This is a genomic window from Pseudidiomarina sediminum DSM 21906, assembly GCF_000423165.1.
Classification (GTDB): domain Bacteria; phylum Pseudomonadota; class Gammaproteobacteria; order Enterobacterales; family Alteromonadaceae; genus Pseudidiomarina; species Pseudidiomarina sediminum.
On the sequence record NZ_KE383983.1, the window covers coordinates 885,641 to 906,618 of the forward strand.

At 50.6% G+C, this 20,978-nt stretch carries 16 protein-coding genes; 10 read left to right on the top strand and 6 right to left on the bottom strand.

Going from position 1 to position 20,978, the window contains the following annotated elements:
• Positions 1-957 carry an AAA family ATPase gene (locus G535_RS0109420; protein WP_026861834.1) on the bottom strand — a complete coding sequence of 319 codons (957 nt, stop codon included), beginning with the start codon at positions 955-957 and terminating at the stop codon, positions 1-3.
• A gap of 158 nt (positions 958-1,115) precedes the next feature.
• Here G535_RS0109420 and fadI point away from each other — a divergent pair, with 158 nt between their 5' ends.
• The 3 genes from fadI (at position 1,116) to G535_RS0109435 (ending at position 4,825) form a co-directional block, all read left to right on the top strand.
• Entirely contained in the window at positions 1,116-2,429 is a 1,314-nt protein-coding gene (gene fadI / locus G535_RS0109425; RefSeq protein WP_026861835.1) for an acetyl-CoA C-acyltransferase FadI, read from the top strand.
• Positions 2,426-4,561 carry a fatty acid oxidation complex subunit alpha FadJ gene (gene fadJ, locus G535_RS0109430; RefSeq protein WP_026861836.1) on the top strand — a complete coding sequence of 712 codons (2,136 nt, stop codon included), beginning with the start codon at positions 2,426-2,428 and terminating at the stop codon, positions 4,559-4,561. Before fadI ends, fadJ begins: the two co-directional genes overlap by 4 nt.
• A gap of 66 nt (positions 4,562-4,627) precedes the next feature.
• A complete protein-coding gene (locus G535_RS0109435) occupies positions 4,628-4,825 on the top strand; it encodes a hypothetical protein (protein ID WP_026861837.1) in 198 nt (65 codons plus the stop codon).
• Here the strand turns inward: G535_RS0109435 and G535_RS13385 are convergent.
• From G535_RS13385 to nadK, 5 genes are all read right to left on the bottom strand, one after another.
• Complete coding sequence (locus G535_RS13385; RefSeq protein WP_084616836.1) at positions 4,822-7,479, bottom strand: EAL domain-containing protein; 2,658 nt, start codon at positions 7,477-7,479, stop codon at positions 4,822-4,824. The genes G535_RS0109435 and G535_RS13385 overlap by 4 nt on opposite strands.
• An 83-nt stretch (positions 7,480-7,562) precedes the next feature.
• On the bottom strand, positions 7,563-10,304 hold the full coding sequence (locus G535_RS13390) for an insulinase family protein (protein ID WP_051207120.1): 2,742 nt from the start codon (positions 10,302-10,304) through the stop codon (positions 7,563-7,565).
• A gap of 52 nt (positions 10,305-10,356) precedes the next feature.
• Positions 10,357-10,704 carry an outer membrane protein assembly factor BamE gene (locus tag G535_RS0109450; protein ID WP_026861838.1) on the bottom strand — a complete coding sequence of 116 codons (348 nt, stop codon included), beginning with the start codon at positions 10,702-10,704 and terminating at the stop codon, positions 10,357-10,359.
• A 146-nt stretch (positions 10,705-10,850) separates the two neighbouring features.
• Positions 10,851-12,530 carry a DNA repair protein RecN gene (gene recN / locus G535_RS0109455; RefSeq protein ID WP_026861839.1) on the bottom strand — a complete coding sequence of 560 codons (1,680 nt, stop codon included), beginning with the start codon at positions 12,528-12,530 and terminating at the stop codon, positions 10,851-10,853.
• Positions 12,531-12,627: 97 nt separating this feature from the next.
• On the bottom strand, positions 12,628-13,518 hold the full coding sequence (gene nadK, locus G535_RS0109460; RefSeq protein ID WP_026861840.1) for an NAD(+) kinase: 891 nt from the start codon (positions 13,516-13,518) through the stop codon (positions 12,628-12,630).
• A 102-nt stretch (positions 13,519-13,620) separates the two neighbouring features.
• Here nadK and grpE point away from each other — a divergent pair, with 102 nt between their 5' ends.
• From grpE to dapB, 7 genes are all read left to right on the top strand, one after another.
• Positions 13,621-14,238, top strand: coding sequence for a nucleotide exchange factor GrpE (gene grpE / locus G535_RS0109465; RefSeq protein WP_026861841.1), 618 nt, complete (start codon positions 13,621-13,623; stop codon positions 14,236-14,238).
• Between the two features lie 87 nt (positions 14,239-14,325).
• Entirely contained in the window at positions 14,326-16,248 is a 1,923-nt protein-coding gene (gene dnaK / locus G535_RS0109470; protein ID WP_026861842.1) for a molecular chaperone DnaK, read from the top strand.
• A 109-nt stretch (positions 16,249-16,357) separates the two neighbouring features.
• Entirely contained in the window at positions 16,358-17,497 is a 1,140-nt protein-coding gene (gene dnaJ, locus G535_RS0109475; protein ID WP_026861843.1) for a molecular chaperone DnaJ, read from the top strand.
• 39 nt (positions 17,498-17,536) lie between these two features.
• A complete protein-coding gene (locus G535_RS0109480; protein ID WP_026861844.1) occupies positions 17,537-18,337 on the top strand; it encodes a M48 family metallopeptidase in 801 nt (266 codons plus the stop codon).
• Complete coding sequence (locus tag G535_RS0109485; protein ID WP_034727989.1) at positions 18,337-18,738, top strand: GFA family protein; 402 nt, start codon at positions 18,337-18,339, stop codon at positions 18,736-18,738. The genes G535_RS0109480 and G535_RS0109485 overlap by 1 nt, the downstream gene beginning before the upstream one ends.
• 96 nt (positions 18,739-18,834) lie before the next feature.
• Positions 18,835-20,055: a dicarboxylate/amino acid:cation symporter gene (locus G535_RS0109490; RefSeq protein WP_026861846.1), complete on the top strand. Its 1,221-nt coding sequence runs from the start codon at positions 18,835-18,837 to the stop codon at positions 20,053-20,055.
• Entirely contained in the window at positions 20,052-20,849 is a 798-nt protein-coding gene (gene dapB / locus G535_RS0109495) for a 4-hydroxy-tetrahydrodipicolinate reductase (RefSeq protein WP_026861847.1), read from the top strand. The genes G535_RS0109490 and dapB overlap by 4 nt, the downstream gene beginning before the upstream one ends.
• Positions 20,850-20,978: the final 129 nt, after the last annotated feature.

Genomic DNA, 20,978 nt, shown 5'->3' on the forward strand with positions numbered 1-20,978 from the left:
TTAAGGTGTCGCTACAGCTTGTAGAATGGCCTGTAAGGCTTGGTCAGCAGTGATGCCATCAGCCTCTGCCTGATAACTTAAAATAATGCGGTGACGCATCACGTGTGGGTAGACCGCTTGGATATCATCTGGCGTGACATAATCCCGTCCATCAAGCCAAGCCTTCGCGCGGGCACAGCGATCTAGGGCGATGGTGGCCCGTGGGCTAGCGCCATAACTTAGCCAACGCGCGAGGTCGTCATTGTAATGTTGCGGCTGACGGGTAGCGATAACCAATTGTACTAGGTAGTTCTCAACGGCTTCTTCCATGAAAATTTCGAGCACTTCACGACGCGCCGCAAAAATGTCTTGTTGGGTCAAGGTTTCCGGTAAGGCAACGTCACCTTCAAGTTCCTCACCACGGGTTAAACGTAAAATATCTAACTCAGTTTCTGCCGCCGGATAGTCCAAGTTCAGTTGCATGAGAAAACGGTCCAGCTGCGCTTCTGGCAGCGGGTAAGTCCCTTCTTGCTCAAGCGGGTTTTGGGTTGCTAACACCATAAAGAGATGTGGCAGCGGGTAGGTGGTTTGGCCTACGGTGATCTGGCGCTCGGCCATCGCTTCTAACAAAGCCGATTGTACCTTTGCTGGTGCGCGGTTAATTTCATCGGCCAAAATCACGTTGTGAAACAAAGGACCTTTTTGAAACACAAATTCCGCCGTCTCAGGACGGTAAATATCGGTTCCTGTTAAATCGGCAGGCAGTAAGTCAGGCGTGAATTGCACCCGATGAAAGTCACCTTCAATGCCTTTGGCAAGGGCATTCACCGCACGTGTTTTTGCCAGCCCCGGTGGGCCTTCAACGAGCAAGTGACCATCAGCAAGGACAGCGATAAGCAGACCTTCGGTGAACTCCGGTTGGCCGAGGACCTGACTATCTAAGTAATTTCTTAGTCGCTGAAATTGTTCTGCTGCCATATTAACCTCTATGATGGAATCTATGTTTATACTCTAGTGTCTACTTTACCGAAAACAACAGTTTAATTCTCGGGATGAACCCGTTAGAATTTGTAATAATGTATGAGGTCTGACCAGATCAGAATCCGAACACTTTTACAGAACAGAGGTAGTTCAACATGACGTCACGTCAGCAACTAACAACCGCACAGGGCGATCGCATCGCTGTTGTCGCAGGTTTGCGAACCCCGTTTGCCAAGCAGGCAAGCTACTATCATGGTGTGCCAGCGCTCGATCTTGGCAAAATGGTTGTGCAAGAAATGCTCAACCGCTACGGCTTACGCGGTGATGAAGTTGAGCAATTGGTGTTCGGACAAGTGGTGCAGATGCCATCAGCGCCCAATATCGCCCGTGAGATTGTGTTAGGCACTAGCCTTCCGGTAAGCACTGACGCTTACAGCGTTTCACGCGCCTGTGCGACCAGCTTTCAGTCGACCGTGAACGTGCTCGAGTCGATGCTTGCGGGCAACATTTCCGTCGGGATTGCCGGTGGTGCGGATTCATCATCAGTGCTACCGATTGGCGTGTCGCGCAAATTGGCACATACCTTGGTTGACCTAAATAAGGCGCGCAGCTTGGGTCAGCGTTTGAACATTCTCAAGCGTCTTCGTTTTAAAGACTTAATGCCGGTTCCACCTGCGATTGCTGAATACAGCACTGGGTTGAGCATGGGCGATACCGCTGAGCAAATGGCTAAGAGCCATGGCATTGCGCGGGCTGATCAAGATGCGTTAGCGCATCGTTCACACACGCTCGCGCATCAAGCATGGGAGCAAGGCGTGTTAGATGATGAGGTGATGACCGCAATTGCTGAACCGTACCAAGACTTTTTACGGCGCGACAATACCATTCGTAGTAACAGTGATTTGGCGGGCTATGCCAAGTTGAAGCCGGTGTTTGATCGCAAACATGGCTCAGTGACGGCGGCCAATAGTACCCCGCTAACTGATGGTGCGGCAGCCGTGCTACTGATGACAGAAAGCAAAGCTAAAGCGCTGGGGTATGATGTGCTGGGTTATATCAAAAGTTATGCTTTTAGTGCCATTGGCGTTGAACAGGACATGTTGATGGGACCGTCGTTTGCGACGCCGTTGGCTCTTGATCGCGCCGGAATGACGCTTGCTGATCTTGACCTGATTGATATGCATGAAGCGTTCGCGGCGCAAACGTTGGCAAACGTGAAAATGTTCGCCAGCAAGAAGTTTGCTGAAGAAAAGCTCGGCCGCAGCCAAGCCATTGGTGAAATTGATATGGATAAATTTAATGTACTCGGTGGCTCGATTGCCTATGGGCATCCGTTTGCCGCAACTGGCGCGCGTATGATCACACAAACCCTGCGCGAGTTGAAACGTCGTGGTGGTGGGACTGCATTGACCACCGCTTGTGCCGCAGGTGGTTTAGGTGCAGCAATGATTTTGGAGAGTAACGCATGAGTGATACACAACGCGCATTTACCTTAGAACGCCGCGAAGATGGCATTGCGATCATTCATATCGATGTGCCTGGCGAGTCAATGAACACCCTTAAAGCTAGCTTTGCTGCGGAAGTTGACGCTGTGCTGATCGAACTAGAACAAATCAATGATTTGGTTGGGGTTGTTTTGATCAGTGATAAGCCTGGCTCGTTTGTCGCTGGCGCTGATATTTCGATGATTGCTGAATGCACCAATGCGGCTGATGCTGAGAGCTTGGCACGTCAAGGCCAAGCCATGTTTGATCGGATAGAACAATTGCAGGTGCCGGTCGTGGCTGCCATCGACGGGGCTTGTTTAGGAGGTGGCCTTGAACTCGCGCTGGCGTGTCATTATCGCGTTTGTACCGATAGCAGCCGAACCCTTATCGGTCTTCCTGAAGTACAGTTGGGCTTATTGCCAGGTTCCGGTGGTACGCAACGCTTACCGCGCTTGATTGGTATTCAAAAGGCGTTGCCATTGATTTTGACCGGCAAGCAATTGCGTCCGAAGCAAGCGAAAAAATTAGGTATTGTGGATGAAGTGGTGCCAGCGAGTATTTTACTCGAAGCCGCCGTAAAGCAAGTGCAAAGTGGTCAGGCCAAGGTACGTAAAGTACAGCACAGTCTGGTGAATAAAGCGTTGGAAGGCACCAGTGCCGGGCGGGGTTTGATTTTCAAAAAAGCACGGGAACAAGCGCAGGCCAAAGCGAAAGGCAACTATCCAGCACTCGACAAAATCATTGATACCATTGCGCATGGTGCTGATAACGGTTTCGCGGCGGGACTAGACTACGAAGCACGGCAATTTGGTGCGCTGGCGATGTCACCGGAGTCGAAGCAATTACGCGGCATTTTCTTTGCCACCACTGCGATGAAGAAAGAAACCGGTGCGGGGGATGTGAAACCACGTGCTGTGAATCGCGTTGGTGTGCTTGGTGGCGGTTTGATGGGCGGCGGTATTGCCTATGTTACCGCAGATAAAGCTGGTGTGCCGGCGCGCATCAAGGACATTGCTGAACCTGGTATCGTGCACGCGCTGAAGTACAGCTACGACCTACTGAACAAAAAGGTTAAACGCAAACAGATGCGTCGCGCTGAGCTCGAAAAGACCATGTTGCAGCTAAGTGGCACGCTCGACTACTCAGGATTTGACCAAGTCGATGTGGTGATTGAAGCGGTTTTTGAAGATCTTGAGTTGAAGCAGAAGATGGTGGCTGACATTGAAGCCGTAGCCCCTGAGCATGCGATTTTTGCAACCAATACTTCGAGCCTACCCATCACTCAGATTGCGGCCAAGGCGGCACGCCCAGAACAAGTGATTGGTCTACATTACTTTTCACCGGTCGATAAAATGCCATTGGCAGAGATCATTACCCATGAAAAGACCTCAGCAGAAACCATCGCTACAACGGTTGCGCTAGCTAAGAAACAAGGAAAAACGCCGATTGTCGTGAAAGATGGTGCCGGTTTTTACGTAAACCGTATCTTAGCTCCGTACATGAATGAAGCAGCGCGCTTAGTGCTTGCTGGAGAGCCAATTGAGGTGGTGGATAAAGCGCTAGTGCAATTCGGTTTCCCGGTGGGACCGATGAAGCTTATGGACGAAGTTGGCATCGATGTCGCAGCCAAAGTTGCTCCGATTCTGGCGGCTGAGTTGGGTGAACGTTTTACTGCACCAGAAGCCTTCGGTAAGTTGCTCGACGATGAGCGCAAAGGCAAGAAAAACAAGAAAGGCTTTTACAGCTATCAAGGTAAAAAGGCTGGGAAATTGGTCGATAGCAGCGTTTACACCTTATTGGGTGTGACCCCAGAAGCGCGTATGGATCGACAGGAAATCGCCCGTCGTACGGTGTTTTTGATGCTTAACGAGGCAGCGTACTGCTTGGCTGAAGGCATTATTCGTAGCCCTCGCGATGGTGATATCGGTGCGATCTTTGGAATTGGTTTCCCACCGTTCCTCGGCGGACCTTTCCGTTATATGGATCAATTAGGGTGTGCCGAAGTTGTAGGTCAACTGCGAGCCTATGCGGCGCAGTTCGGTGAACGCTTCACGCCAGCACCATTGCTGGTGGAAATGGCAGAATCCGGACAACGCTTTTATACTGACAACTAACATCGCTTTTGGATAAACGGTGACCAATCAGGTAAAATGGTCACCGTATGTTGTCAGGAGGTCAGAATGTTCATTGCGCTGTGTTGTGTGTTGTCCGCGCTGTTGTTGTACGTGCAAGCCTTAAAAAACGCTATGGGCGCGAAGCGTTGGGGTGTCGCTGGTTTATGTCTGGGCCCATTGGTCGTGCCGTTGTTTATTTCACGAAAGCGCTTGCTACTGATGCGTGCTATGGGGCGCGATAACGTCTATTGGCAACCTCGTTAAGTCGACGGTTTTAAGCTCGCCAAGGTAGTACTGATATGCTGCAAAAATTCCTCACGGCGTAACGGCTCTGCAAATAAATAACCTTGCGCAAATTCACAACGCAAGTTGCTGAGTGTGGCAACTTGCTCTGCATCCACGACACCTTCGGCGACCACATCAAGACCTAAGTTATGGGCCATCGCGACAATCGAAGCGACCATATTGCGATCGCGCTCAGCACCATTGATATCATCAATAAAGGCTTTATCGATTTTCAACGTTTGAATGGGGAAGCGCTTGAGGTAAGCAAGCGACGAGTAGCCGGTGCCAAAGTCATCGAGGGCGAGGTGAATACCAAGGTTGTTGAGTTCGGTCATGATCTCAATGGCACGTTCTGGATCGTCCATCACCACGCCTTCAGTAATCTCCAATTCCAGGTACTGCGGATGGAGCTTTTCTTCGCTCAAAATCGTCATGATACGCTCAATCAGGTCGGGTTGGGTGAACTGTTTGGCGGATAAATTCACCGCGACGCGTCCTTGTACCGCACCGGCCTCGACCCATTCCCGCATGTCACGACAGGTTTGACGCAGCACCCGTTCACCGACTTCGATAATGAGGCCTGTTTCCTCTGCTAGCGGAATAAACTCTGCAGGGCTGATCACGCCGACATTAGGGATTTCAAGCCGTACCAGAGCCTCTAAGCCAACAAATTTGTGGGTTCGTAAGGAAACTTTGGGTTGATAGTGAACCTGTAAAAAGTCGTTGCGTAATGCTTGGCGAAGCTGATTCTCGACTTGCAGACGACGGACTGCATTGATGTTCATTGATTCATTGAAGAACTGATAAGCACAGCCGCCACGGTTTTTGACGTGATACATTGCAGTATCTGCGTTCTGCAGCAGCTCTTGGGAAGATTGCCCATCATTCGGATACACCACAATACCAATCGAACAGTTCACCACGATGTCGTGGTTACTGATATGAAAGGGTTGTTCAAGACATTCTAAGATTTGCTTGCCGGCCTCAGTAATGACATGCACATCAGCGGTATCTTCCAACATCAGCACAAATTCATCGCCACCGAGGCGGTAAAACGTGTCTTGTGGACGTCCCACTTCAGCCACGCGCTCGGCGACATGCATTAACAGGTGATCACCGACTTCATGGCCAAGTGAATCGTTAATTTTCTTGAAGTCATCGAGATCAAATAACAGCAGTGCATGCTTGATCCGTTTACGTACCAAGTTCGAGTGACTGACTTGAAAATAGGAACGGTTCGGCAAGCCGGTCAAGGTATCGGTGTTTGACAGACGACGTAGCTCACGCTCGGCATTCTTACGTTCAGTGATATCTGAAAAGGTGACCACATAGTGGGAAATCACTTTATTATCGTTGTGAATGGCATCGACCGTGAGTTCGATTTGATACACGGTTCCATCTTTTCGGATATCCTCGATTTCGCCGTGCCAGGTTCCGTGTTGCTGGACGATTTGCTTGATCTGCTCCAAGTAGTCGGGATTGTACATGGTAAATTGCAGTGTACGTCCCAACATATCCTCACGACGGTAACCGGTAATACGGCTAAAGGATTGGTTGGTTTCGATGACCTTGAATTGGTCATCATAGATGCAAACACCATCTGAAATATTGGTAATGGATGCTGCGAGCATTTTCAGGCGCTCTTCGGCGGTAACCAGTGGCGTAATGTCTTTTAACGTACCGGTCATGCGTTTCGGGCGTTGTTGTTCGTCATAGGCAACCACCTTACCGCGGTCTAATACCCACAACCAACCTTTATCGGAAGCGACGCGGTAAGTTTGCTCGTAGTGATCGGTATGGCCATCGAGATAGTTCCGCAGCGCGCGTTGAACTTTTAACACGTCATCAGGATGGATATTTGACTTTTGGGTTTGCTCGCCACAGCGAATCCCATCTTCTGGAAAGGCTTTGAGCTGGCGCCAAGTATTGTGGCGATGCAGCTGATCATTGTTGATATGCCAGTCCCATAATTGATCGCCGCTGCCCCAAAGACTTAACTTGAGACGTTCTTCGCTATCTCGCAATTGGTGGATGGCTTGGCGACGCGCACTAATGATGGCGCCGATGGCAAACAAAAGGCCTGCAAGTGCGGCAATATAAAAGGCAAAGGCCCACGGCGAAAGCCAAAAGGGCGCGGCAACTTCAATGTCAATACTGCGGGTACCAAACCAGTAAGTACCGTTAGGTGAGGCTTCGACACTAAACCGGTAGAGGCCAAAATTAAGATTGGTGTAGGTCGCACGGCGATAGTGACTATCGGTGTAGATCCAATCGCTATCGAAGCCTTCGAGTTGGTATCGGTACTGCAGGTTTTGCGCTGTATAGGGTGCACCAAATTCGATGCTAAGCGGGCGATCTAAGCGTGGAATATACAGATTCGAAGCGTTGTAGAGCTGGGTCAGGTTGCGCTCATCAAGGGTGCTTGGCGCTACGGCTTCGTTGGCAACGCGCAACGTAATAAGTTCGACCTGCCAGTCTTGTGTCGCGCGTGACGTTTGCGCCTGAACCGAGACTGAAGCAATAAGTCCAAATGAAATAATGGAGAAGCAAAACAACTGCGCCGCGCACTGAAGTGCAGCATTGAGTTGGCGTAATGCCAACGACCGCTGTTTAAAGAATGATGTATTGCGCACTTAGCTTCCCATGGCGAAGGTTGTGAAGCCCCACAACACTTACTTATATTTTACTTGCAAAGTACCCAATAATTGCTGTTCTGTCAAAGCTCTTTGGGCTTTGCGGTAATAAAGCCTTGACGGCTTTGATCGGACAATTTTGTCAGCATTTTCTCTGCAAAGAAGGAAGTTGTATGACTTTCAAGGAGTTGTGCCATTTGCTCTAAGCGATCAAAGACAACCTGCTCTTGTGAAATCGCACTCCACAAGCGCTGGCTGCGTAAACGTAGGTTCGTATCAGGCTCACGCAACTGACGAATGAGCGCGCGTTGAATGGCTTCAAGTTCCTCGTCTGCAAGCACTAACAACTGCTCCGTAAAGCCTTGCATAAACACGTCAATACGCGCGCTTAGGTGCTGCGCATCATATTGGTTGGATTGTACGTAAAGTAGCACATGAGGGCGTTGCTCAATCGGCATATAAGTGCTGCCAACGAGATAACCAAGCTGTTCATGGGTGCGTAGCTGGCTAAACAGGTGGGGTTGAATAAACTGATTCAATAGCAACAACACGGTTTGTTCCATGACGTCACAGCTCGCGCCTTGGAGGACAAGCAGTGCCGCGTGGTCATGATGGCGGGTTTCGATATGCCCTCGCTCGAGCAGTCGACCGCTGCGTTTAAGCTCGGCGAAATCTCGTGTAGGGGGAACGCCCGCTTGCAAGTTTGCCATTAATGGGAAATTTGAGGTCAGTTGCTGCAGTAGTGGCGAGACCCGCTGCCAAGTCAAATCGCCATGGGCAAAGAGTTTTACTTCAGCTTGCTGGAAGAGATCGTTTTGCCAGTCTGCGAAAGATTCCGGCGTTACCTCAGCGACCGCTGCAGCAAGATCACTAAGCGCGTACATGTGCGGTTGTAACAGCACATTTAAACGCGCGAACAATAAATTCAGCGGTTTGTTCGCCAGCGCCGACTGCCAGTTGGATTGCAGCTTTTGATGTAAATCGTGCCAACGTTCCTGGCGAAACTCGGTCACTAAGAAATGCTGTAAAATCTCACAGGCCAACGCGGCAATCCCATTCGAATAGCCACTAAGGTGCAAGGTGATGCCATAGTGCTGCGGGTAGACATTAAAGTGTAAGCCCGCCATTTCCGCGTCATATAACGCTTCGTTGAGTCGATCAATCATCAACTCACACCACAAGCGTGCGCAAGCATAGTGGCGTGCTGAGGCGGTTGCTTGCGGTAGGGTGAACTGGCAGTAGATATGGGCTTTAGGCGCACGAAAATCCGGGTCTTGTAACAACCATAACCGACAACCTTGGCTAACGTGATGATACTCAGGAATGGCGCTAGCCGTTGCCAAGAGCGGTAAGGGGGCTTGCAAGGGTTGTAAGTAGGGATTGGCCTTAGGTAAGCGCATATTCCCTGCAGCTGGTGTTTGCCAGCGTTGTTGCTGCGCGTCTGAAAGCGCGGTCACGCGATAATTGGTGCCATAGATAGGCTCGTAGTCATTCACCGCAACCTGCCGATGGATATGCGTCACCCGCACCCGTTCTGGGGTCATCAAGTTGAGTAACTCGTGCGCTTTGTCGGTATTTAAGCGCTCCATGCGGTAATCGCCAAAGATCAGATCACGCGGTTGATAGTGGTGCATATTAATTGCAAGTTGCGGCGCTAGATCAGCCGTGCGAGCCGGCTCTTGAAAGCGAAAAGCATTGGCGATCGCGACTTGACGCTCTTGATAACGCCAATCTTCAAGACCTTGCTGCTGTACCTGTCGAATCGCGGCAAAGACGTGCTCAATAACGGTATCTGTATCCTGTAAACCCTCATCGGTCAGCTGCATGTTCAAATTGAAGTCTTTGAAATTACTACCGCTGATGCCACCACCGGCTGAAAGGCTATTGATCAGGTTACGTCGATGTAACTCAGCAAACAAGCTGCCAGGCCCTTCGTAGCCTAAGACATGCGCGATGAAGCTGGTGGTTTTATAGGGATAATCGTGATCAATACCAGGTAGTGCAAAGGCTAGGATGAGCCGTCGTGCGTCCTTGAGCGGTTGCACATTTAACTGAATACCGAGCTGCTCGGGCAAATAGAGCGGTTGCGTTTCCGCCTGCACTACCGGGCCACCGCCTGCAATCGCGGTAAAATGTTGTTCAGCGTAGCTGTGCAAGGTTTCCAAGGATGCCGAGCCGGCAAGCACAAGGGTCATCCGGTTCGCGCGGTACCAAGTGTCGAAGAAGGTACGCATGTGCTTCGCAAGACCATGGGTAGAACCATCTTGCGTTAAGGTCGAAAGATTACCGACCGAAAACTTTGCAAACGGATGTGCGGGGTTCGCGGTGGCTTTATGCACTTGATATAAACGTCGGAGCTCGTCTTTACGCTTTAACTGAAACTCGGACTCAATGGAGTGGACTTCTTTGGCCAACCAATTGGCGTTGAAGGTCGGCTGATAAAAAAAACGGGCGAAGCGATCTAAGGCTTCATCAAATGCACTGTGTTCACAACTAAAGTAATAATTACTGAACTCAGTTCCGGTCCAAGCGTTATGATGGCCGCCGTGTTGATGAATAAAGTTTTGATAGTCGGTCGCACTGGGATACTTCTCGGTGCCTAAAAACAGCATGTGCTCAAGAAAGTGCGCTAACCCTTGGGTATCGATTGGGTCTTGAAAGTGGCCAGCTGCAACAGCTAAGGCTGCAGTACATAGCTCCGCCTTGGGGTCGTGGACAAGCGTACAGCGTAGGCCATTCGCCAACGTCACCATCGCATAGCTGCGATGGTCGGTTGGACTTTGGATAATATCCGTAAAATGATTCAGGCTGTTGCTTGGCTCCATACACTCCCCAGTGGGTGGTTATGGTGGTGGAAGTGCGCTGGCAACCGCCGAATTACTGTTCCAGCGGTGTATCAAACTCTTTTGGACGATCAAAATCACCTTCGTAGGTGGCAAGGCGATCATCAACAAAGGTTAGGGTAATCGCACGACGATAATCTTTACCGTCACCTGCGTCCATATTGAAAACATAATACCAAGTATCATCAGCAAAAGCGTTGTCAGCAACAGGTGCGCCGAGGACAAAGTTAACTTGTTCCTTGGTCATACCAACGCGGAGTCGGTCAACATCACGTTGTTCAAGATAATTACCTTGCGGTACATCAATACGGTGGACTAGTCCTTCGAGCACGGAGCAGCCACTTAGACCTAATACGAGGCCTGCGAGCAAAATATGTTTCATAGAATTCGCTTTACTTATTGTCTGTGATGTTTATGAGTCATGCTTACTAGCTCCGATAATAAACAATGCAATACGGAATGACTAGCCTTAGAGCTAACATTGACCCAATTCACCTGTATTTGTTCCCGCAACCGCACCGATTTGTGTCAGCTTGCGCTTGCTAACAACTCCTCAGCATTTGCTTTTGCTGTGGCTGTTATGGTCTCTGCACCAAGCAAACGCGCAAGCTCTATGACACGATCATCGTGAGCAAGTGGCACCATCGATGTTTCTGTCGCGTTATCGGTCACTTGTTTCTCTACGCGCAGCTGTTGGTGCGCCATCGCTGCAACTTGGGGTAAGTGGGTGACACAAATGACTTGGTTCTGCTGACCGAGTTGACGTAATAGTTTACCTACGGTTGCTGCGGTACTGCCGCTGACCCCGACATCGACTTCATCGAACATTAAGGTTGGCGTGGTCATTTGTGCCGCAGTGATCACTTGAATCGCTAAACTAATACGCGACAACTCACCACCGGAGGCAACCCGTGCGAGAGGTTGCAATGGCTGGCCTGGGTTGGTTGTCACTTGAAAGCTAACATCGTCAGTACCTAAGCGAGTTGCTGGTGCTTGCGTTTGATGCTCCACGCGAATCACAAAACGTCCGTGGGGCATATTCAACGACTGCATTGAAGTGGAAATGCGCGCGCTGAGTTCTTCTGCCGCACGGCTGCGTTGCTTGGAGAGCTTCGCCGCCACCTTACGATAATGGTTGGCTGCCTCTTGCACGGCTGCATCGGAATGGGCGAGCGCTTCGGCTGCTGCCTCAAGTTCGGTCAGCTCAGTGCGCAGGCGTTGATGCAACTCAGGTAGGGCCCGTGCGTCGATATGGTGCTTCTTCGCCAGCTGCAGCGCTTGTGTCATCCGCTGTTCAGCAAAAGCTAAGGCTTCGTCATCAAGCTCGATACCGTCGCTGTAATGGCGAAGCTCACGCGCGGTTTCTTCAACTTGGACGCTGGCTTCTTTGAGCAGTTTCACCGCGGGTTCCAACTGCGTATCAATGCTGACTTGCTGCTCCAAGCGTTGCAGTGCGGTTTGAATAAGACTGTAGGCGTTGTTGTGCTCGCCTTCATACAGTGCGTTCAGCGCAAATTGACTGTCTTCTTGTAAGGCCGAGCTGTTACTCAAGCGTTTGTGTTGTGCCTCGAGTTCATCGAATTCGTCTTCTTGTAAAGCAAACTGATCGAGCTCTTCTACTTGATAACGCAATAGTTGAGCTCGTGCACGTTGTTCATCTTGTTGCTGTAACGCTTGTTTTTGTTGCTTCTTAAGTTGATACCATTGTTGATAGGCTGCACTGACCGCTGCGACGCTATCGGCGTGACGTGCGTAGGCATCAAGTAAAGCGAGCTGATGGTCTGGCTTGGTGAGTAATTGGTGCTCGTGCTGGCCATGAATATTGACCAACAACGGCGCCAGTTGTTTTAACTGAGTTAAGTTCACAGGGTAGCCGTTAATCCAGCCTTTCGAGCGTCCCTCGCGGGTGATCAAGCGACGCAACACACAGTGCTCAGGCTCCTCTTCGTCAAGGAGCTCTTGCGTGCTTAACCAGTGTTGTGCAGGACCATCTTTACGGAGCTGAAAGCTCGCAATAACTTCGGCTTTGTCAGTGTCCGGGCGAATCAGGTCACTGTCTGCTCGGTTGCCTAAGCAAAGTCCTAAAGCATCTAACGCGATGGATTTTCCTGCACCCGTTTCACCTGTAATAGTGGTCATCCCGGTTTGAAAATCTACCGCGAGATGACGGACTACGGCCAAATTGCGAACTTGTAAATGGACTAACATAGACGCCCCTTTTGCAATAACTGAGACACAAATACACGAAACACTGTGATTACATACAGTAGTTATACAGTATTTATACAGTAATGCAAGCGATGCGTTAGAAGAGTCGGCTACCCCAGCCCAATTTATTACGTAACACTTTGAAGTAACTATGATCTTTGGGGTGAATGAGATGCAGTTGTTGGGCGTATTTGTGGATGATCACCTGGTCTTCAGGCAGGACTTCCATGCGCATATGTCCATCACAGCTTAGCGCGAGCGGGCCGTTGTCGGGAGACGGGCGTAGGTGCAAGGTGCAGTTCGCGTCAACCACGATTGGGCGACTACTAAGGGTGTGGGGGAACATCGGCACTAAGGTTAGCGCGGCGATGTTTGGGGTCAAGATAGGGCCGCCGCCGGATAAGGAATAGGCGGTCGAGCCGGTTGGCGTGGCGACAATCAGACCGTCGGAACGTTGGCTGTAAACGAAGTGATCATCAACGTAAACCTCAAACTCAATCATGTGAGCAACTTTGTCGGAGTGCAACACCACTTCATTGATGGCGCGTCCGACATCACGACGTTCACCGTTGCGAATCACCTCGGCTTGTAAAAGAAAGCGGTATTCTGAGAGGTATTCGCCCGCAAGAACTGGACGCAACTGATCCATCACCTGATCAGGGTCAAGGTCGGTTAAAAAGCCAAGATTACCGCGATTCACACCAATCACGGCAATATCGCTTTCGCACAAGATACGCGCCGCCCCGAGCATGTTGCCATCACCACCGACCACCACCGCAAGGTCAGCATGCTCTCCGAGCTCTTCTAGGCCAAAGCACGGGCTTTGCGTTCCTTCGAGCTGTTCCGCGGTACGGGCTTCAATAATCACGTCGACACCCAGTGCGAGCAGCTCTTCTTCCAACGTCATCAAGGTTGCGCGCGTGGCCTCATGATTGACCTTTCCAAGCAGGGCAACGCGTGAAAAAGCTAACTCTGGTGATTGTGACATGAAAGTTTCCCCAATTTTTCGTAACCGTGCCTTGAATCAATAAAAGGCGCCCCCATAAAAGAGCACAAGCTTAGTTATATCACATTGAAAGAGTAACGAAACATGACCAAACACGATTCTGCAAAGGAAAATCAGCACACTGAGGCCGCGGCGGAAGCGCCAGAGCAGAGCCAGCAGCAAGAAGAAGTGGTTGAAGAGGTGGTTGAAGAAGTGGCGGCGGAAGCAACGTCAGCGGATGAGCTGACTGACCGTATCGCTGCTTTGGAATTAGCGTTAAGTCAGTCTGAGCAAAGCGCTGAAGAGGCGAAAGACCGTGCTGTTCGCGCCGTTGCTGAGATGGAAAACGTGCGTCGCCGTTCGGCACAAGATATCGAGAAAGCGCACAAGTTCGCGTTAGAGAAGTTTGCCAATGAGCTGCTTACCACCGTGGATAACCTTGAGCGCGCGCTCGCAGTTGCCGCTGAAGCCGAGCAAATCAACAGTAATTTCTTAGAAGGTATTGAACTCACACACAAGAGCTTATTAAGCACGCTGAATAAGTTTGGCGTCGAAGCTGTGGGTGAAGAAGGTGAAGTGTTCAACCCAGATCTGCATCAAGCGATGTCAATGCAGGCAGTTGAAGGGAAAGAGAACAACACCATTTTAGCGGTTATGCAAAAAGGGTACACCTTGAGCGGCCGCTTGTTACGTCCAGCGATGGTGATGGTCGTAAAAAATTAAGATTACAAACTGTGGGGGTATTGAAAATGCAGGTGCAGCCCCCATATGAGAGTTAAGGTAAGTTTTTCCTGAAGTTGGAGATAAATTATGGGCAAAATTATTGGTATTGACTTAGGTACTACAAACTCATGTGTTGCGGTACTTGATGGTGATAAAGCACGCGTTATCGAGAACGCGGAAGGTGAGCGCACAACAGCATCTGTCGTTGCTTTTACTGACGATGGTGAAATCCTTGTCGGTCAGCCGGCGAAGCGTCAGGCGGTGACCAACCCGAACAAAACATTGTTTGCAATCAAGCGCTTGATCGGTCGTCGCTTTAAAGACGAAGAAGTGCAGCGTGATATCGGCATCATGCCTTACAGCATCGTTGAAGCTGACAATGGTGACGCTTGGGTACAAATTGGCGACGACAAAAAAGCGCCACCACAAATTTCTGCAGAAATCTTGAAAAAGATGAAGAAAACAGCAGAAGACTTCCTTGGTGAGAAAGTCACCGAAGCGGTTATCACTGTTCCTGCATACTTTAACGATGCACAGCGTCAGGCAACCAAAGATGCTGGCCGTATCGCAGGTTTGGAAGTAAAACGTATTATCAACGAGCCGACTGCGGCAGCGTTGGCCTACGGCATGGACAAGAAAAAAGGCGACAACACCATCGCTGTCTATGACTTAGGTGGTGGTACTTTCGATATCTCAATCATCGAAATCGATGAAGTTGAAGGCGAGCATACCTTTGAAGTATTGGCGACCAACGGTGACACCCACTTAGGTGGTGAGGACTTTGATAACCGTTTGATCAACTACTTGGTAGAGCAGTTCCAGAAAGACCAAGGCATTGATTTGCGCAAAGATCCGTTGGCGATGCAGCGTCTAAAAGAAGCTGCTGAGAAAGCGAAAATTGAGTTGTCATCAGCGCAACAGACCGAAGTGAACTTGCCGTACATTACTGCGGATAACACGGGTCCTAAGCACTTGGCCATTAAGGTTACCCGTGCGAAGCTCGAGTCGTTGGTTGAAGACATGATTACAAAATCACTTGAGCCAGTGAAACAAGCTCTTGCGGACGCTGGTTTGTCGGTAAGCGATATCAACGACATTATTTTGGTCGGTGGTCAAACGCGGATGCCGAAAGTACAGCAAGCAGTGACTGACTTCTTCGGTAAGGAACCACGTCGTGACGTGAACCCTGATGAAGCTGTTGCCACCGGTGCTGCGGTACAAGCGGGTGTGTTGCAAGGTGACGTGAAAGACGTCTTGTTGCTTGACGTAACCCCATTGTCACTTGGTATCGAAACCATGGGTGGCGTGATGACCAAGTTGATTGAGAAGAACACGACGATTCCGACCAAGCAATCGCAAACCTTCTCAACTGCGGATGACAACCAGTCAGCGGTTACTGTCCACGTGATTCAAGGTGAGCGTAAGCGCGCTGCCGATAACAAATCATTGGGTCAGTTTAACCTTGAAGGTATTCGCCCAGCAGCACGTGGCGTGCCACAAATCGAAGTAACCTTTGATTTGGACGCCGACGGTATCTTGCACGTGTCAGCGAAAGACAAAGACACTGGCAAAGAGCAGAAGATCACCATTAAAGCGTCTTCAGGTCTAAGTGACGAAGAAGTCGAAAAAATGGTACGTGATGCCGAAGCGAACGCTGAGGAAGACCGTAAATTCGAAGAAATGGTGCAAGTGCGTAACCAAGCAGACAGCCTCGTTCACGCAACGCGCAAGCAGCTCGAAGAAGTAGGTGACAATCTTGATAGCGCTGAGAAAGAGAAAATCGAAGCAGCTATCGGCGAGTTGGAAACTGCTGTGAAGAGCAATGACAAAGAGCAAATTGAAGCGAAGCAACAGGCGTTGATTGAAGCTTCTGCCAAGCTGATGGAAGCGGCGCAGCAACAAGGCCAAGCGGCTGGTGGTGCTGATGCAGGTGCACAGCAGCAAAGCAAACAAGACGACGACGTTGTTGACGCTGAATTTGAAGAAGTCAAAGACGACGAGAAAAAGTAATACACGCCCACCGGGTGTCTTGAACTCAACGCACGGGGGTTGCCAGCAGGTGGCCTCCGTGTGTTCGTATCAGGGCGTAGCAAGCTAGGAAATTGGAAGACGCAACATTATGGCGAAACCAGATTTATATGAAGTGCTGGGCGTAAGCAGAGATGCCAGCGAACGCGACATCAAAAAAGCCTACAAACGCATGGCGATGAAGTATCACCCTGACCGTACTAAGGGTGACAAAGACCTTGAAATGAAATTCAAGGAAGTCAAAGCTGCGTATGAAGTGCTGAACGATCCGCAGAAACGTGCTGCCTATGATCAATACGGTCATGCTGCTTTCGAACAAGGCCAAGGTGGCTTTGGCGGCGGCGCAGGTGGTGCAGATTTTGCTGATATCTTTGGTGATGTGTTCGGTGATATTTTTGGTGGCGGTGGCCGTCGTGGACGTGCGCAAGCCGCTCGTGGCGCAGACTTACGCTATAACTTAGAACTGTCACTTGAAGAAGCCGTTCGCGGTAAAGAAGTGGAATTGAAAATCCCGAAACTGTCTGAATGTGAAGACTGTGATGGTAGCGGTGCACGTGCCGGAAGTAGCGCGGAAACCTGTGGCCATTGTCATGGTTCAGGTCACATCCAAATGCGTCAGGGCTTTTTCGCTGTGCAACAACCTTGCCCGCACTGTCGTGGTCGCGGCAAGGTGATCAAAGACCCATGTCGCACTTGTCATGGCGAGGGTCGTGTCGAGCGAACCAAGACCTTGTCGGTAAAGATTCCAGCTGGGGTTGATACCGGCGACCGGATTCGCTTAAATGGCGAAGGTGAAGCGGGCGAAATGGGTGCGCCGGCAGGTGACTTGTATGTGCAGGTACACGTGCGCGAGCATGCAATTTTCAAACGCGATGGCAATAATTTGTACTGTGAAGTACCTTTAAGCTTTACCCATGCAGCACTTGGTGGCGAAATCCAAGTACCGACACTGGATGGTAAAGTGAAGTTGAAAATTCCTGCTGAAACGCAGACAGGCAAGCTGTTCCGCATGCGTGGTAAAGGCGTGAAGTCGGTACGTTCAGGGGCTGTTGGCGATTTAATTTGTAAAGTAGTGATTGAAACGCCAGTCAACTTGTCTGAAGAACAACGTGAATTGCTCCGTCAATTGGATGAATCGATGGGGTCTGGCGAAGAAGCCGCGCGCTACCGTCCAAAAGAACGTGGTTTTTTTGACGGCGTGAAGCGCTTCTTTGACGATTTGCGTGGCTAAGCGAAACCACAGCCACGTTGCGAAATACGGAGATACAAAATGCGCACATTAAAGTTGGGTTTAATCGCAGCAGCCACTGCTGGACTGATCGCTTGCACACAATCGCCGACGGGACGTTCACAGCTGCAACTTTTTAGTAGTGATGAAATTGCCCAACTCGGTGCGCAGAGTTACGCTTCAATTAAGCAGGAAGAAAAAGTATCGCAAGACCCAGCGTTGAACCGTTATGTGCAATGCATTACCGATGACTTGATTGCAGTACTGCCGGCCCCTTGGTCACAGCAACAGTGGGAAGTTACGGTATTTGATAGTGAAATGGTCAACGCCTTTGCGCTGCCAGGTGGCAAAATTGGTGTGTACACCGGCCTGATTGATGTTGCGGAAACGCCTGCACAACTGGCTGCAGTGATTGGCCATGAAATTGGCCATGTGATTGCGCAACACAGTAACGAGCGTATGTCGAATCAGTTTGCTGCCGGTGTCGGCATGCAACTTGGTGGCGTATTGGTGGGCGAAAAGCTTGATAACCAGCAAGCTGCGTTGGTCATGGGATTGCTCGGGGTAGGCTTACAACTTGGCTATATCCTCCCATACTCCCGTGTGCACGAAAGTGAGTCTGATGAGCTTGGCCTGCGTTATATGGCTGCGGCGGGGTATGATCCACGTGAAGCTGCCAATCTTTGGCGCAATATGGCGAAGCAGGGCGGTGCTACGCCGCCCGAATTTTTGTCGACGCACCCATCGCCACAAACACGGATCGACAAGCTGACCCAGTTGAGCGGTGCGCAAATGCCAGTGTATCAACAGTCGCGTAAAGCGAGTTGTCGGAAGCCAAGCTAATGCACAAAGGCTCTTGTCAATGTGGCAAGGTCGCCTTTCAGGTGGAAGGCGATTTTGAGCATTTCTTTTTGTGTCACTGCCAGTATTGTCAAAAAGATACGGGGAGTGCACATGCGGCCAATTTATTTTCAACCAGTGCCACGCTAACCTGGCTGCGCGGTGAAGAACAGGTGCGTACCTATCAGGTGCCCGACAGTCGCCACGTGAAAGGTTTTTGCAGCTGTTGTGGCGCTGCGCTCCCCAGTGTTCAGATGGAGGGTCAACTACTGGTCGTGCCTGCGGGTGCCTTAGATACGCCTGCGCCACTCAAGCCTAACGCACACCTGTTTGTTGCCAGTCGCGCGAACTGGGACCAACAACTCGAACAACTCCCTTGTTTTGCAGGCTTACCTGAGTCGTAAGCTCATTCATTTCTGTTCTTAGCCATAACCAAACGAACTAAGTCGCGCCAACATACGTAGCTACAATGCTGGTTTTTGTTTGGCAAAGAGGCTTTTATGATCGCGCGTTGGTTTGCAATCCCGTTTTGGCAGCGAGTGCTGGGCGCATTTGTGCTAGGTGTTCTGCTTGGCTGGCTGGTACCTGAGATCGCGGTGGCGCTGAAGCCGCTGGGTGACGCATTTATTCTGTTTCTGAAAATGTTGGTCGTGCCACTCATTTTTTGCGCCATCATCAATGCTATTTTGCAGCTGGGTAATGATGCGAACCTTGGCAAACTTGGTCTAAAAACCATAGGGCTATTTCTTACCACAGCGGTCATTGCCAGTATTATCGGCTTGTTGGTTGGCCAGTTATTGTCGGTGTCGCCTGAGCAACAGTTGACAGCGGTAAGCGATTACCAACCGAAGCAGGTACCGAGTGCGACCGAAGTGCTACTGAACTTTATTCCCAGCAATCCGTTCGCTGCGTTTAGTTCTGGAAATATTCTCCAAATTGTCGTTTTCGCCGCAATTGTGGGCGTTGCCATTCGTCAAGTGGGTGCTGCTGCAGCGCCGCTGGGCGAGGTGATCAAAGCTGGCGCCCAAGTGATGTTTAGAATCACGAAAATGGTGCTCGAACTGACCCCTCTTGGGGTGTTGGGCTTAATGGCATGGGTCGTGGGGCACTATGGTCTGGCAACGTTAACGCCGCTGGCAGCCTTTATCGGTGCCATCTATTTAGCTTGTTTAATCCACATCGTTTTCGTCTACGGCACCTTAGTGCGTTTTGCAGGGTTATCCCCGTGGCAGTTTTTCAAAGCCGTGTTCCCGGCACAGCTGGTTGCTTTTACCACCTGTAGTAGCTTTGGCACGATTCCTGCCGCGCATCAAGCGGTGACTGAACGTCTTGGTGTGAGTAAGCCGTACGCGAGTTTTGTGCTGCCGCTAGGGGCGACCATCAATATGGACGGCTGTGGTGGCATTTATCCGGCGATTGCTGCCATCTTTATTGCGCAGCTTTATGGCATTCCACTCGAGACGTTTGATTACCTCTTGATTATTGCGACGGCGACGCTCGCCTCGGTGGGTACCGCTGGCGTGCCTGGAACTGCAATGGTGATGCTGACAGTGACGTTAAATGTGGTAGGCTTACCGCTCGAAGGCATTGCCTTTATTGCGGCAATCGATCGCATTATCGATATGGCGCGCACGGCAACCAATGTTACCGGAGATATGGCCGTTGCGGCCGTTTTAGGGCGGCAGCCCGAATCCCTACAAGAGGTACAAGAATCCGCATGAAAATAGGTGTTATTGGCGCTAGTGGGCGCATGGGACAAGCTGTTATTGCAGAACTTTCGGCGCAAGGTGAGACCTGTGCGGCCGCACTTGTCAGCGCGCAAAGCTCAGTGCTTGGTCAACCCGCCCAAGCCGGTTTACTCTACAGCACCGTCGCAGAGGTTACCTCTGAGTGCGTTGATGTGTTGATTGACTTTAGCTTACCCGAAGCCTTGATGACCAATTTAGCGGTGGCGAAGCGCATCCAGCGTCCGATTGTTGTTTGTACCACCGGACTTTCTGCAGCGCAGGAGCAGTTATTACAGACCACAGCACAACAGGTACCCGTGTTGCATGCGGCGAATACCAGTATTGGCGTGTGCTTACTCCAACAGTTGGTACAACTAGCGAGTGGTGTCATGGCTGACGCTGACATCGAAATTTTAGACATCCATCACAGTGCCAAGCGTGATGGCCCCTCAGGTACTGCCCGTCTGCTTGCAGAAGCCGCTGCGCAGGGACGGGGCTATCAACTCCAAGAAACAGATGCTGTCGTGCGTGGTGATGGTTTACGCCAACCCGGTAGTATTGGCTATGCCGTGATGCGTGCTGCTGACGTGGTAGGGGAGCACAATGTCATGTTGGCGCAAGCTGGAGAGCGGGTGGAATTAGCGCATCGGGTGACCGACCGCGCGATTTTTGCGCGCGGTGCCATTCGCGCTGCACGTTGGCTAGCGAAGCAACCCGCAGGGCGCTATCAAATGCGTGACGTGCTGGAATTATCGAAGCTTTTTCACAAGCTAAGCGATGAAATTTAACTAGACGCGAGTGTCATATTTCATTAAAATACGACCAATTTGCCAACGCAAAGTTGGTAAGCTGAAAACGCGCACTTTTTGCGGCTTACTATCCTGCTTTGTTTGAGTAGAAAAAGAAGTAAGCCAAAC